The 13,001-nt window shown below is 65.2% G+C and carries 12 protein-coding genes and 1 pseudogene; 6 read left to right on the forward strand and 7 right to left on the reverse strand.

The window, feature by feature from the left end; genetic code table 11:
- Positions 1-339 (forward strand): integrase core domain-containing protein (locus ACFYP3_RS35340; RefSeq protein WP_388841957.1); only part of this gene is annotated, 339 nt, incomplete at its 5' end.
- A gap of 32 nt (positions 340-371) precedes the next feature.
- Here the strand turns inward: ACFYP3_RS35340 and ACFYP3_RS35345 are convergent.
- A pseudogene (locus tag ACFYP3_RS35345) lies at positions 372-509 on the reverse strand (IS110 family transposase); the annotation flags it as partial.
- A 979-nt stretch (positions 510-1,488) separates the two neighbouring features.
- Here ACFYP3_RS35345 and ACFYP3_RS35350 point away from each other — a divergent pair.
- Positions 1,489-1,719, forward strand: a complete 231-nt coding sequence (locus tag ACFYP3_RS35350) for a hypothetical protein (RefSeq protein WP_388841959.1) — start codon at positions 1,489-1,491, stop codon at positions 1,717-1,719.
- Positions 1,720-2,239: 520 nt separating this feature from the next.
- Here the strand turns inward: ACFYP3_RS35350 and ACFYP3_RS35355 are convergent.
- Positions 2,240-2,647, reverse strand: coding sequence for a hypothetical protein (locus ACFYP3_RS35355; protein WP_388841961.1), 408 nt, complete (start codon positions 2,645-2,647; stop codon positions 2,240-2,242).
- Between the two features lie 378 nt (positions 2,648-3,025).
- Positions 3,026-3,526, reverse strand: a complete 501-nt coding sequence (locus ACFYP3_RS35360; RefSeq protein ID WP_388841963.1) for a hypothetical protein — start codon at positions 3,524-3,526, stop codon at positions 3,026-3,028.
- Positions 3,527-3,661: 135 nt separating this feature from the next.
- Between ACFYP3_RS35360 and ACFYP3_RS35365 the strand changes: the two genes are divergently transcribed.
- The 3 genes from ACFYP3_RS35365 (at position 3,662) to ACFYP3_RS35375 (ending at position 6,686) form a co-directional block, all read left to right on the forward strand.
- Positions 3,662-4,432: a transposase gene (locus ACFYP3_RS35365; RefSeq protein ID WP_388841965.1), complete on the forward strand. Its 771-nt coding sequence runs from the start codon at positions 3,662-3,664 to the stop codon at positions 4,430-4,432.
- Between the two features lie 749 nt (positions 4,433-5,181).
- On the forward strand, positions 5,182-5,502 hold the full coding sequence (locus ACFYP3_RS35370; RefSeq protein ID WP_388841967.1) for an STAS domain-containing protein: 321 nt from the start codon (positions 5,182-5,184) through the stop codon (positions 5,500-5,502).
- Between the two features lie 980 nt (positions 5,503-6,482).
- On the forward strand, positions 6,483-6,686 hold the full coding sequence (locus ACFYP3_RS35375; protein ID WP_388841969.1) for a cold-shock protein: 204 nt from the start codon (positions 6,483-6,485) through the stop codon (positions 6,684-6,686).
- A 991-nt stretch (positions 6,687-7,677) separates the two neighbouring features.
- On the opposite strand, the gene ACFYP3_RS35380 is transcribed toward ACFYP3_RS35375, so the two are convergent.
- The 4 genes from ACFYP3_RS35380 to ACFYP3_RS35395 form a co-directional block, all read right to left on the reverse strand.
- The gene (locus ACFYP3_RS35380) at positions 7,678-8,310 is read right to left on the reverse strand and encodes a hypothetical protein (RefSeq protein WP_388841971.1); all 633 of its coding nucleotides are present in this window, start codon (positions 8,308-8,310) and stop codon (positions 7,678-7,680) included.
- A 148-nt stretch (positions 8,311-8,458) separates the two neighbouring features.
- Positions 8,459-9,616 carry an AMP-binding protein gene (locus tag ACFYP3_RS35385; protein ID WP_388841979.1) on the reverse strand — a complete coding sequence of 386 codons (1,158 nt, stop codon included), beginning with the start codon at positions 9,614-9,616 and terminating at the stop codon, positions 8,459-8,461.
- Complete coding sequence (locus ACFYP3_RS35390) at positions 9,616-10,560, reverse strand: hypothetical protein (RefSeq protein ID WP_388841973.1); 945 nt, start codon at positions 10,558-10,560, stop codon at positions 9,616-9,618. The genes ACFYP3_RS35385 and ACFYP3_RS35390 overlap by 1 nt, the downstream gene beginning before the upstream one ends.
- Position 10,561: 1 nt before the next feature.
- The gene (locus tag ACFYP3_RS35395; RefSeq protein ID WP_388841975.1) at positions 10,562-11,434 is read right to left on the reverse strand and encodes a hypothetical protein; all 873 of its coding nucleotides are present in this window, start codon (positions 11,432-11,434) and stop codon (positions 10,562-10,564) included.
- Between the two features lie 1,100 nt (positions 11,435-12,534).
- On the opposite strand from ACFYP3_RS35395, the gene ACFYP3_RS35400 reads away from it, so the two are divergent.
- A complete protein-coding gene (locus tag ACFYP3_RS35400; RefSeq protein WP_388841977.1) occupies positions 12,535-12,912 on the forward strand; it encodes a WhiB family transcriptional regulator in 378 nt (125 codons plus the stop codon).
- Positions 12,913-13,001: the final 89 nt, after the last annotated feature.

The raw sequence follows: 13,001 nt of genomic DNA on the forward strand, positions 1-13,001 counted from the left end.
GACGGTGACGTCACCGGGGTGATCTTCCACGCGGACAGGGGCTCGCAGTACACCTCGTCCGCGTTCGCACAGGTCTGCGACCAGTACGGCATCCTCAGGAGCATGGGCAAAGTCGGCTCGAGCTACGACAACGCTCTCGCCGAGAGACTCTGGCAGGGGCTGAAGAGGGAGACGATACACCAGAGGCTGTTCTCGACGATGCTGCAGGCGAGGCTGGAGATCTTCCAGTGGCTCACCTACTACAACGCCCGCCGGCGCCACAGCGCGCTGGGCTACCTCTCCCCGATGGAGTTCGAACAGCAGCACCACACGACAGGTAAGCTCCAACTCGCAGCATGAACCCCTGTGTCCACACTCCGGGGGTCACCTCAGGCCCGCAGCTTCGGCTCGCTGTTGGGCATCGGTTTGTCGAAGACCTTCCTCCCGGCCGGCGTGAGCCCGTGACCGTGGTGGGCGGTCTTGCCGACGTCCATCCCGAGGCAGACGCCTATGCCTTCGGTGTCTAACATCGCAGCCTTCCACAGGTGTTGACCGTGCCGGCCATGGTGGTGGCACCGTGCTCGCGCATCCACGTTATGCAGACCTGCCGCCCGCGAACTGCCCGGCAGTGCGCCGGGCCGGACGGTGGCCGGGTCTCACATCAGCGTCTGTGACGGCACCCCACGGACCCGGCGACACCACCCCCCAGGTCATCCGTTCGACAACACGGTCATACCAGGCCCGGAGGCCAGCGGCCCCATTGCAGCACCGCGAAAAACATAACGGGGGCCGGACCGCACGTAACCTTCTCCGAGGTGTCCCGGCCAGGACCTTCCGGGATATCGCCACCGACTCGTTTCACACCCCCGGCAGCGTGACCACTCCGCGTGCAGTCCGGCCCGCACGGGTGGCGACCTGCAGCCGGTACGTGTACCGGGCCTGACCGGCCACTCCGAACCGCTCGTCCCCAAGTTGCGCGCATCGTAGCTGACCCTCCCTATCGCGAAAGTGCAGGTCAGATTGTGCGCCGGAGAGAACGCCGACGGTGCGGGCTTCCGGTTCAAGGGCCATTCCTCCCCGGGCTGAAGAACGGAGCACCCTGGATGAAATCAGGCGAATGGCGCAAATAGCCATGTATCTGGCATCGCGTCCCTGATGAAGGAGATAGAGCGAGCCCGCATCGGGCGCAGAATACGCACTCACACTGCGGTCACGCAGCGGCTGGGGCTGCCCGCTGCAGCCACAGGTGAAGTCCGCAACTTCCTACAAGAACGTTGAGAGCCTCTGCGTGGGTCCCTAGCATTAGGGGCATTGGCAATTCGGCCGGGCATCCCGGAGGTACCTGATGAGCGCACCCGCCAGCAGTGCGAAGTCCACCCGGTCGACCTTGGCCGGGTACGGCTACGTCAACTCTCCAGCCGAGCTCATGGCACGGGCAGACCGAGGCCTAACACGCTTCCTGGGCGGCGAAGCCGTAGGCCAGGAAAACGCAACCGGCGAGTGCCTGTCATGAAGATCACTGCCCTCGGCTTCGGACATGAGGAACACCCACTACTGGGCTGGCGGGTCCGCGATGTCGCGTCCGGCACTGAAGGCAATCTGATGGCTGTGGTGCTCGAGGAAACCGTCACCCGCAGTGGCCCGCGCTGGACCCGGCGTGCTTACATCCGCCCTGTGGCCGGCGGCCGCGAGCTATCGACAGGCGTGGGCAACATCGAGGCTCTTGGGGCCCCTGACTGATCCGCATTCGGACGAACAACCAGCGGTCGGCAGTTCCGAATACACGCACGTGTCGGAGGACGCCGCAGACGGCCTCATACGGGCTGCTCAGCGGGCCAGGGACTTCGTCGCCAGCTGTTCTCCGTTGCCACGCGTGGTCATTTACCCTCCAGCAGGTCGTATCGAATCGCCGGACGAGGGCCTGAGCCGCTACCGGGACTTAAAGTGGTCCTGCCTACTGCCGTCGGTGCAACCACGGTAACGCCGGCCGTCAAGGATGCGGTCGGACGTTATGGACGGACTCAAGCCCCTCTACATTCGTACGTGGGAGTGCACAGCGTGGGGGGGCGTCCTCGGCGGGGCCATCAATGCGGCGCTCAGCGTCAGCATCAGCACGGTGGCAGGCTGGCTGTGTCAGCCTGCGGAGACGTGGGGGAGACCGTACCTGTCCTGACGCAGCGCAAGAAACAGGAATTCACCCGAATCCTCGCCCGGAACTGAGCAGCTGGCGGCATCTTCGTTTTCGCGGGCGGAGGGAATGTCAAGCACTGGCGTGGGAGCCTTCACCGGCTGCAGTAGGCGCTTCGTCTCTGGGCTTGGCCCACAGTTCCATGCCCAAAAAGTACATGCTGGAGATCCCGGCGCAGATTAGGCCCGCCCAGCCCAGCACCAGCACCGCGATGTGGGCAGAGCTGCGGTCCTGGCTGCAGAGGACACCATGAGCGGCGATGTAAATCCATGGAAGCCACGTCATCTCGAGGAACCCGGGCCTGCGGCGGCGGGCGGCATGGCCACGCCAGACCACAAGCGGCACAATTGCCATCCCGGTGAGGAACAGTCCATACATCTTCGAGACGACCACGTTGTCGAAGAACCGCTCGCCGGCAGCGAAGCCGAGGAAAGCCGTGCCCAGGACGAAGCACACCGCAGCCGCCCACAACCCGATCACACTGAGGGGCCTCCGCCTTGCCCTAAGCGCCACGTTCACTCCTTGGCTCAGTCAACTTGACCCGGTTCTAAGGAACCCGGCATGGAGAAAACCACCCGACTTGCTGCTGGGTGGACTCCTTCGTTCAGACACACCTTGCAGGGTGAGGGTGGCAGAGGCGCGTGACGCACGCCCCGTGATCCCCACGGTCTCGCCCTTGCGGCGGATGCTGCGGGACGCATTGTCATCCGGGTGGGCCAAGAATTCTGATCGGCGCGGTGTTGGCCATCCCTGGACCCGCATGCGGAACATTGCTGGCCGTCCTACGCCGGATAGATGCACACCAGCGAAATCCGGAACGGCGGGCCTTGTGTTTAAGGGCTGTCCCGCAATGACCGCTCATAGCTCCGGGAACGGCGGGGTGTAGTCCATCACCTGCAACAGCCTCCGAGCAGGCGTTGCCTCCTCTGGCCGTATGGAGGAGGCAACGCCCTCGATGACTGACCGACCTGCGTACACGGCTGCCCTTGAGGCTGCCTCCCAGCCGGTCTGCTGCTGGTAGCTCGCGTCGTGCTTGCGGCCCTGCGTCGCCGCAGCGGCGGAGTGCCACTGGTCGGTCCGGCAGATACTTCCCAGCAGGTCTAACAACTCGGCCTTGCAAGCCACGTGCGGGGAGCCGGCCAGTTCGAGAAGGAACGGGATCGTGGGAGCTGTCGCCTCGCCGACAACGAATCCCAGCGCGCAGATGGCGTCGCCCAGGTCATCGATGGCGATGCGGGCCGTGTCCTCATCCCCGTATGCAATCCGGGACAGCAGAGGGGGGATACCGCCAGCCGCGGCGCCCGTCGCGTCGCGTAGTTCTCCCCAGCGGACCCCGGAGACGCTTCCACCACTTCCCACGTCCTACTCCTCATCAGATCGTTGTGCTGGCCCCGGCGGTGCCTTGAGCATGGTGCAGCTATGGGTGAGGACCTGGCCAGGCGGTCCCTGACGGGGCGGTGCTTCAGGGCCCCGGCTTGGCGTCATGATCTTGCTGTGACTGGAGTGATCACGGCGTCGGCCCCGTCCCGGATAGCCCCGTTCACTGGCCTGAGCCCGCGCTGTTTCGACAAGCTGGTGACCGCGCTGCGCAGTGAGGGAGCCGATGAGGTGCGGCGGGGTCGGCCGTGGGGACTGCCGCTGGAGGACCGAGTGCTGCTGGTCACGACTTACTGGCGGACGAACTTGACGCTGCGCCAGCTTGCCCCGTTGTTCGGGGTATCGAAGTCCGCGGCCGACCGCGTCATAAGACACCTCGGCCCCTTGCTTGCGCTCCGGCCGCGCAAGCGGTTCCGCAAGAACACTGTGTTGATCGTGGACGGAACCCTGGTCCCCACACGTGACCACACGGTGGCCGAGCAGTCGAAGAACTATCGATACTCCACGAATCACCAGGTCGTCATCGATGCCGACACCCGCCTCGTCGTGGTGGTCGGCCGGCCCCTGCCAGGCAACCGCAATGACTGCAAGTCATGGGAGCTGTCCGGCGCCAAAGCCGCCATCGGCCGCACCACTGTGATCGCCGATGGCGGCTACCGGGGCACCGGCCTGGTCATCCCGCACCGTCGCGAACGCGGGCAGCACGAACTGCCCGCCTGGAAGGAAGAGCACAACGCCTCCCACCGCCAGGTCCGTGCCCGCGTCGAGCACGCCTTCGCCCGGATGAAAGCCTGGAAAATCCTGCGCGACTGCCGATTGAAGGGCGACGGTGTCCACCACGCGATGAGCGGCATCGCTCGCCTGCACAACCTCACCCTCAGCGGATAGAGAAGCGGACCGAACACTGGCCGGCCCCGCGCGCACCCGCTCGAAGATCTTTTACGGGACGAGCCTTAGGGAAGCCGTCGAGCCGGTGGAAGCCACACATGTGCGGGAGGCCGCTGGCCCTTGCGGCATCCTGCCGCGGGAAGCCGGTGAGTCTTCCAAGGCGACATTCGTGCAGCGCTTCCCGTGGTGGTCAGGATGTCCGGAGATGATGGGCTGATGTTCGCAGCGTGACTCAAGGAGCCGCTTAGCGGACGCGGCACCCTTGGCCGTGGCCGAAAGCTTGTGCCGCAGGTCCAGCCCAGATTGCGATATATGTGCGAATTAACCTCGCGGGTCGGGCAGCTCATGAACGTGGCGGCAGGGCCACAACCCCGAACGCCGCGAGGGTGCGATGCTTTCCGCCGCCAAGCGCGGCGCCAGCCGTTTCAAGGGTTAGTCCGGTAAGTGCACTGTCGACTTGCTACGGGAAGCTCCCGCACTAGCAAGTCCTGCTCCGGGTCACGCAACAGTCCGCCGCAGCGTCACCCCCCGAATGGGAGTGCCAAATGGCCAACGAACACAACTTGGTCCACGTGACACCACAGCTGATCGACGCCCAAGAGTTCGCTGGTGCCGCCCGCTCGGTGTCGGCCGCGACGTCCCGAGCCCGTCGCGCGGGGCTCTGCCGCTAGCGGACGCAGTGGCGTCTCCAAGGAGGCGAAGGGCGTACGGTCACGAGAGACAGCCAACGGGAGGAGCCGGGAGGCAGCATGAAGTCGCCGCGGGTGTCGGTCCGTGCCCGAGCCGATGGCCTCGCCGTCGTCGAGTGCTCAGGAGAGTTCGACCGCGACACGGCAGGGGTACTGGTTGCGGTCTGTGACCGGGATGCGGGCCCGGCTGAGGTCCTGGTGGTGGACGTCGCTCGGGTCGCGTTCGCCGACTCGGCGTTCTTGAACGTGCTGCTCCGGCTGTGGAACTCCCGTCGACTGGTGCTGGCTGGTCCGCTGCCAGACCAACTTCGCAGGCTGCTGGAAATCACGGGCGCGGTGGACCTGTTCGAGGTCCGCAACGATGCTCCGTCAGCCGCTTGACCAGGGTGTCGGGCTGGCTGACGGAGGGTCTGGAGCTCATGTCTGCCAGCGATAACTCCCGGGGGTACGCCTGACGAAACCTGCACGTCAACGCTGAGGGGCGCCGGACGGCAAGTGATCGCCGTTACTCCCTGCACCTCGCGGTCCCCTGCAGGCTTATAGGGAAGGCGAGTCGGCCCCCGCAGGAAGCGTTTCCCGGTCAGCGGTGCGTCCACCCGGTGCCTGCTGAAGCGATGGCAGCAATCCAGCTCCTCCAGGCCGACTCGTCGGCACGCCAATCCAGCCTGACGAGCCTGATGTTCACGCCAGGCACCGCAACTCCCAGGAACGCCCCGTTGCCGGAGCCCGGGATTTCGGCCCATCGCTCACCCGGACGGGCTAGACTCCGTCTCGGCCCGCGCCGGAATGGAGCGCGTGGGACAGGCCCCGGTCCCCTTACGGGACGCAGTACGGCCGGGGCCGCCCCCACATCAGGGTCAGACGCGATCGTCAGCTATGTGTCCGGCTACCTGCTAGGACTCGTGGTCTTCGCTGGGCTCGGGATCCGGCCTGTCCTTGCCGTCGGATTCATCTTCGTCAGAAGATTCGAACGACAAACAGACTGCCGTGCATCCACCCCCTCGCGATCGCTGTTTTTTGGCCATCCGCTGCTGGCCGGGTGCGGTGGGTCTTCAGGTTCAGGCATGTGGCGGGCAGGAGCAATCCGTGAGGCCTGCCGCAACACGCGCTTGGCCTGCGGCAGTGCGTCCGCAGGCCGACGGCGGGCCCTTGGCCTGCCTCGATGTGCCGTACGGGTTGGTTCCTATGGTGACAGAGTGTGCGGGAGTGTAGCGTCTGGGCCAGCTGTCGTGGTTCGGAAGTCCCCTTTTGTCCACGCGTCAGGCGTGGGCACTCTGCTGTGCTGTCCCGGAAGAACCAGGGCGATCACCTCCGCCTTTCGCATGGAGCGGGAGGCGTTTATTGGCTGGAAGGCATGAGAGATGGCTAAGGGAACTGTGAAGTGGTTCAACGCGGAGAAGGGTTTCGGCTTCATCGCTCAGGATGGAGGCGGCCCGGACGTTTTCGCCCACTACTCAGCGATCAACTCTGCAGGCTTTCGCGAACTCCAGGAAGGCCAGACCGTCACGTTTGATGTAACCCCGGGCCAGAAGGGGCCTCAGGCGGAGAACATCAACCTGGTCTGACCTTCCCGATCGGTTCGCCAACTCCGCAACGGACGAACCTTCCCGGGGCAGCAGGTAGGGCCTGCCCCGAACGAAGGAAACCTGTCCGACGCCGCGACGGGAATCGGCACGCACACGGAAGGGCTGCGCCGATAACGCGCGGCCCTTTCCCGTATTGGGCCGGCAAGTGAGCCCAAGTGAGCCAAGGCTTCCGCAGGGGCACCTTGCCGCGCCTCCGGTCAGCAGTGCTGACAGGGCAGGGATCTTGCGGTGGCCTCCCTTGAACACAACTCTCAATGGACGGCCGAGTCGTGGGGGACACCGGGCAGCCAGTCACTCGCTGCCATCGTCAGCGGACCGTTGCAAGCCCTACCCGCTGCCCCGAGCTCCTACCCTGCGATGACCCGAGCCGACAGGTGGTCAGGGCGAGGGCCGTTGAAACCCGCCCCCTCCTCCGTTACCACTGAATATTGTCGTCGTCTTGGCCCTTAGCGACGGGGGGTGCCTGCCACGACAGCGTCTCGAGAGGGGACCGCGGCGAGAGGGGGTATGAAGTGTGCGTGACGGCGGGGGTCTCGCTACTGAAAATGGCAGCCGTGATCGGGCGCGTCTGAGATGGGACAGCGCCCGAGTGACGCCCTCCGGTGGTGTGGGTGCTCCCCTGCCGGCGTGCTGAGTGGGGCTCCGATGGAGAGCGGAGATCGTCGGACGTCGCCGCGCGGGTGGACTGCTGTGGGATATTGCTCATGCTCCATTTTCTCCGACGCGTTCAGGGTGGCGGACTGGGGGGAGCACATTGAGGTCAGGCCCGAGCAAGCGGATCATTCGTCGGCGTCCTCCCTCTCCGTGTACGGCCCGGCAGAGGCACTGTAGCTCCGGGTCGTTGGCAAGGTTCCCGATCGCCGTCCCCGACAGTGGGCGGTGGGGGCGTCGGCTGGTGCGTTGAGGGGTTCCGGGCACCGACTGGATGGCTGCCCAGGAACCCGGACGCGTCCGTCACCAATACCCCCACTCAGAGCCTTTTTGACCTGCCAGCGCGTCGGCGCCACCACGTCACTCCGAACAGCATCGTGAGCGCGGCTGTCGCCGCTGGCCTCCGGCCGGTGGCCAGCTCCTGCTCCGCGCGCAACGCTCGTGGGATCTGGAGCGCGTGGAAGACGATGCTCAAGAAGGCGTCGACCCACCACAGTGAGGTCAGCGCAGGGTGGGACCAGGGCAACATCGGCCAGGCCGTCAGATATGTCCATCCGGCCAAGGGGATGGCTCGCAACGCCTGGTCAGCGGCGCTCGGGCGGCGGCTGCCGGTCAGCCGACTCTCGGCCCAGCCGGCCAACAGCTCGCGGCGGATCTTGGCGTTGTGGCGGATGTCGACGGGGAACGCGGGATGAGGCAAGAAATCCTCGATCGTCTTGGTCACCGGGTTGCGCGCACCCAACAGACGCAGCTCGCTCTCGACGCTGGGCCAGGACTCCTTGCTGGTGCCGGGGGCGAGCTCCACGCACAGCACCGGCCGCTGCTCGCAGTCCGGGCCGAACCCGACCAGGGCTGTACGCCTCACGCGAGGATGCACGTTGAAGACGTTTTCGCAGTACACCGTATAAGGTCGCCGCGAGTTGTCCGGACGCGGTCGCTTTTGGATCCGCACAACCAGATCCGTCCCTCACGGTCGGTCCAACCGACGTCACCGGTGCGGTGCCATCGGCACTCACCATCCTCGATCTTGTGTTCGGCATCGGCTCGGGGTGACTGGAAGTAGCGCGGGCTGACGGCCCGCCCGCTGACCACGATTTCGCCTATCTCATTGGGCGGCACGGACAGCTGGGGCGTCCAGTGGGCAACCGGCGATCGCTGATGCGGACCGACATACCAGGCGTCGGCCGACCGACACACACTCCCAGGCCCGCAGCCGAACCCGCGGCCAGTGCCTCTCTGCTCTCGACAAGCGCCACCCGCAGTGCTTCGGTCGCCCCGTAGGTGCTGAACACACGTGCCTCCTCCGGCAGTACGCCACGCAGCGACCTCATCAGGTCAAGGCCTGCCGGAGCACCACCCGACACGATCAGACGCAGAGACGGAACCCGTTCCCCGCCCGCGTCCAGATGAGCAGAGAACGGGCCCAGCAGCGCGGGAGAGGCGAACATGGCATTCACACCGAAGCGCTGTATCGCGTCGGTCAGCAGCGCGGGCTCCGCGGCTGCGACTCGGCTCATGTCCATCTTCGGCACCACCACCGTGCGCCCCGCCACGAGGTCGAATAGCCCCATCAGGGGCATGGTGACCAGCGTCGTGGTCATGTCGGCGGTGAAGTGGCCAGCCTCGATGCCGGACGCCATTCCCCACAGCATGGCAACCGTGACCTCCACCGGCTTCGCGGGGCCGGTACTACCGGTTGTGTACCCGATCAGGGCCAGGTCGTCTGATCGGGATGGCACGGCAGGCGGCACCGGTAAACCCGTGCCAAGCTCAGTCAACCTCGTGAGCCCAGTGCCGCTCCGGCGACCCACCTTGATCACACTCCGCACGTCTGCGAACACGCGTGGGTGCAAACGTCGCAAAACGTGCGCGGACGGTACGCCGATGAACGCCTGGACCCCTACCCGTCGGATGCAGTCCAGCATGGGGCCCACCCCCATCCCGGGATCAACGATCACGGGCACCGCGCCGATGTGTATCAGGGAGAAGGCCAAAGTGAGCAGGTCAGCGCCGGGAGTCAACAGCAAGGCTGTGCGTGTGCCCCGGCGGAAGCCCTGCCCCTTGAGGCCGGCGGCGCAGACGGTGACAGTGCTGGCGAACTCGGCGTAGTCAACCGATGCGTAGGCGGGTCGGCCAGATGGCGCCGGCTTGTCGATCGGATGGATCACGGCTGTCTTGCCGGGCGTACGAAGGGCCTGCCAGGCCAGCAAATCGGCCAACGAGGCTTTCGGGCACGGCCTGTTGTTATTGCCAAACATCAGCAAGCGGCCGATTCGGATTCGCCGGACAGGCGGTAGAGCGAGGCAGCTGAGCTCAAACCTGCCCCCACGGCGAGGAAGAGTATTTGGTCATGTCCGGCGAATCTGCCTGCATCTTGTGCCTGCCAGAATCCGTAGGTGAGTGCCGAGGTGGGAGGGTCACCCTCGAGGCCTTGGACGGTTACGGCGGCGTCGGATGCGATACCAAGACGTTGGGCGAGGCGGGACGCGAAGACGGGTGACGGCTGGCATGTGATCAGTAACGTGCGGTCCAGCGCCGTCGGCGCGTACGCCGCTTCCGTGCCGTATTCAGCCGTGAGGCAGCCGCGTATCGAATCGACGCCGAGAGCGAGCAAGCGCTCCTCCAGGTCCAAGTCGCGTTCGACGGAGAATGCATTCCGGCCTCCGGAGCCGACCTCGTACAGCGGCAGGTATCCGTTGATGCCGCGGCTGCCCGACAGTTTCCGGTGCAGGACCCGGCCGAAGCCGCAGGCATCGTCGCTGTGCTCCAACAAGAGTGCCGAGCCGGTGCTCGCATACGGGAACGCGGCCTTGCCTGCCTGGGCCGGGTCCGTTGGCGGGTGGGTGGCCGCCGAGACCACCAGCACTCGGCGAGCGCCGGCTGCCAGCAGTGAACGGCTCACCTGAACGGCTTTGAGCCCCCCGTCGGCTCCGTTCATGAGATCCAACGAGAATGCTGTGTGCTTGTCCGCAGCGCGAAGGTAGCCAAGGTTGATGCCGATGTGCTTCTGGATGAGGGCGGCGAGGGCCGGCTCGGGGATAGTGGCGTCGCGATAGACACCGACATTGATTAGGACGTCCACATCAGCGGGCGTGAGGCCGGCTTGTTGCAGACAGGAGCTGCCGGCCGCTGCCGCGCACGCGATCGCACTGCCGGTTCCGTCAGCGGTGCTGAGCGCGGTGGAGGTGATGACGGTGGCCATGTCACACCTCCAGGCAGGACGCGGTTGCGGACAGGAAACTTGTCACCACACCCGAAGCGGCTGGCATCAGGAGCACTTTGGAACCCTTGGGTGTACGGCGTTCCGCGGGCACCTGGTGCAGCGCCAGGCAGTGCGAGGTGGGTGTGTTGGCGGATTTGTCCACGACCGAGAGTGACGGGGGCGTCGGCGCGGTGAAGACGCTCTCGTCGAGCTGGATCATGAGGTCGATGAAACGGCTGCCAACCTGGTGCTGGACGACGAAGCCGTCTACGTCGTCGGCGAACCGGCTGTCGCGATGGAAGGCAGGCAGAGGCGAGAGACAGTTCTCGGCCTGCATCTCTTTGATGTTGGTGTAAATGGCCAGATCACCGGTCTCGTCACTGGGCATGCCATACAGGTGGGAGTGGGAGTACTCCGAACGGGCCACCAGCTCGATATCGTTGATGATGGCCGCGTCGTCTGTGGCGCGATCGGCTACCACGGCGACAGCCGAGTCGCCGACAGAGAGGGTGGAGAACCGGGGGTCGCGGCTGTCTTCCATCTCCCGTGTGGCAGTGAACACGATCGGGGGTTCCTTGCTGAGCACCACTTTCCTGCGCACCTCACCGGCACGGATCATCCGGACCAGCAGACAGACGCCGGTCATCAAGCCCGAGCAGGTGTGGGAGACGTCGAAGGGAATGGCCCTTACCGTCCCGAGCTCTTGGGCGGTCCGACGGGCGAATGAAGACTCGAACTGGTGTCGCCGGCGGGCCGTTGTGCGGCTGATCGAGGAGGACATCGCTATGCCGATCTCGTCCGGGGTGCGGTAAGAACGGTCGAGGCACTCTTCCGGGACTTCAGTCAACTCATCCGCGATGTTGCACTCAGCCATTTCGATAATTTGCAAGGGGTCGAACTCGGTAGAATTTTTAACGGGAGTGAAGAAGCCTGGAGTAGGCAAGAACGCCGCGGGTAAGTATGCCCCGATCGTCTCTAATCGACTTCTGTACACAAACCTCTCCTGGGCTGGCATTCTATGCAGCACGCTGGCACACGACAAGCAGGCGGGCGCCAGGAAATCGGCATGCAGGTTCAAGGGACTCTGGCTTTGCTGGTGGTCAAGCCTGGTTCCGCTTGATGGAACCTGTGCATCGGTGCGCTGAACGACGAGTTCAGCGTACCGGTCAGTCGTGTCTCTCCTTGCGGTTCCGGAATCACCACCACTGCTTGCGGAAGGGTGGCCGCCATGCCCAATGGCGAAAATCCGATCCAGAAACCGATGGCCTGATTTCGCTGGGTATGTGGCCACAGCAGCGTCCCAAAAAGCGATTACTCCGGGACAGTGGCGCGGCATGGTCGAATCGCGTGAGAGCCGCGGTGTCTTATTCGTCGTTGTCTGGGGCGCGGAGCGCAAGAAAAAATGGCTGCGGAGAGCCTCAGATTGCACCAAACCAGTCCGGCAGGTCTGGCCGAATTACGCACATCGTTGTCCTGGTCTCCTGGAATCCGGCACCGTGGCCAGGCCAGGGCGTCAGGTGAACGGCAAGCCGGCCGACGGGGTTGGGGTTCTGCCTCGCCTTGTCAGAGGCGGACCGCGGGCCGGGTCGTCCACCCCCGCAGGTGCCACCCAGCAGGCCTGCCTCACAACGGCCTCTGGCCGCGGCGAGGTTCCCGGTGTGCGGGAGGTGCTGTTCAGCTGGGAAGTTAGGGTTGACGTGGTGTCAGGTTCGTTCGGCCCTTCCTTGGTTGGCGTAGTGCTTCTCCTCGAATTCGACGAGCTGAGCTCATTGTATGACCGATTGCGTCGCGTCTGACGAGAAGCTGGGTTCGAGGCGGGGCCGCCCGGTCCGCTGAATCTCATGCGGGGTGGATCCCCCTTTCGCACTGGCTAAACGGCGTGATGATTCCCGTGCGGCTACGTCCAATGAGGACAGAAGCCAGCCATGGCCAGGCCATGCCTGGCCGGTCCCAGGTGAATGGAGGACGTCGCTGATGGAGCCCGTGATCAAACACGCCGCACCGGCGAGGGCGTGTTCTGTGGACGCTGAGCAGTGGGGCACACGGGCAGTGTGCAGGGCAGCCGCCGACCCTGATGGGCTGTTTGTGGACGGCGCGGCTCGCAACCTGGCAGCCAAGGTCATGTGCGCTGGTTGCCCCGTACGAACGGAGTGTCTTGCCTACGCCCTGGACGACAGGATCCGGTACGGCATCTGGGGAGGCATGACGGGAAAGGAACGACGAGCTCTGCTGCGCCGACGCCCTCTGGTCACATCCTGGCGGCGTCTACTCGAGGCCGCCCGCAGTGAGCACGAGCGCCGGAACGGCATTCGCACCTTCAGTATCGGAGGCTGGTCGGAAGCGAACTACTGACTTTGAAGCCGGGTTGTCGTAGGGGGCTGACGATCGGTGATCGTCGCGGTATGCCGGGTGTATGAGGTATCCGCAGGGTGGGGGTCTTA

The sequence above is a fragment of the Streptomyces sp. NPDC005533 genome (genome assembly GCF_042871845.1).
GTDB lineage: Bacteria > Actinomycetota > Actinomycetes > Streptomycetales > Streptomycetaceae > Streptomyces.

What these genes read in the sequence shown, in the direction of transcription:
- ACFYP3_RS35400 (WP_388841977.1), top strand. Translation starts at nt 12,535, where the DNA reads ATGGAGCCCGTGATCAAACACGCCGCACCGGCGAGGGCGTGTTCTGTG.
- ACFYP3_RS35370 (WP_388841967.1), top strand. Translation starts at nt 5,182, where the DNA reads ATGAAGTCGCCGCGGGTGTCGGTCCGTGCCCGAGCCGATGGCCTCGCC.
- ACFYP3_RS35350 (WP_388841959.1), top strand. Translation starts at nt 1,489, where the DNA reads ATGAAGATCACTGCCCTCGGCTTCGGACATGAGGAACACCCACTACTG.
- ACFYP3_RS35390 (WP_388841973.1), bottom strand. Translation starts at nt 10,560, where the DNA reads ATGGCCACCGTCATCACCTCCACCGCGCTCAGCACCGCTGACGGAACC.
- ACFYP3_RS35375 (WP_388841969.1), top strand. Translation starts at nt 6,483, where the DNA reads ATGGCTAAGGGAACTGTGAAGTGGTTCAACGCGGAGAAGGGTTTCGGC.
- ACFYP3_RS35385 (WP_388841979.1), bottom strand. Translation starts at nt 9,616, where the DNA reads ATGTTTGGCAATAACAACAGGCCGTGCCCGAAAGCCTCGTTGGCCGAT.
- ACFYP3_RS35395 (WP_388841975.1), bottom strand. Translation starts at nt 11,434, where the DNA reads ATGGCTGAGTGCAACATCGCGGATGAGTTGACTGAAGTCCCGGAAGAG.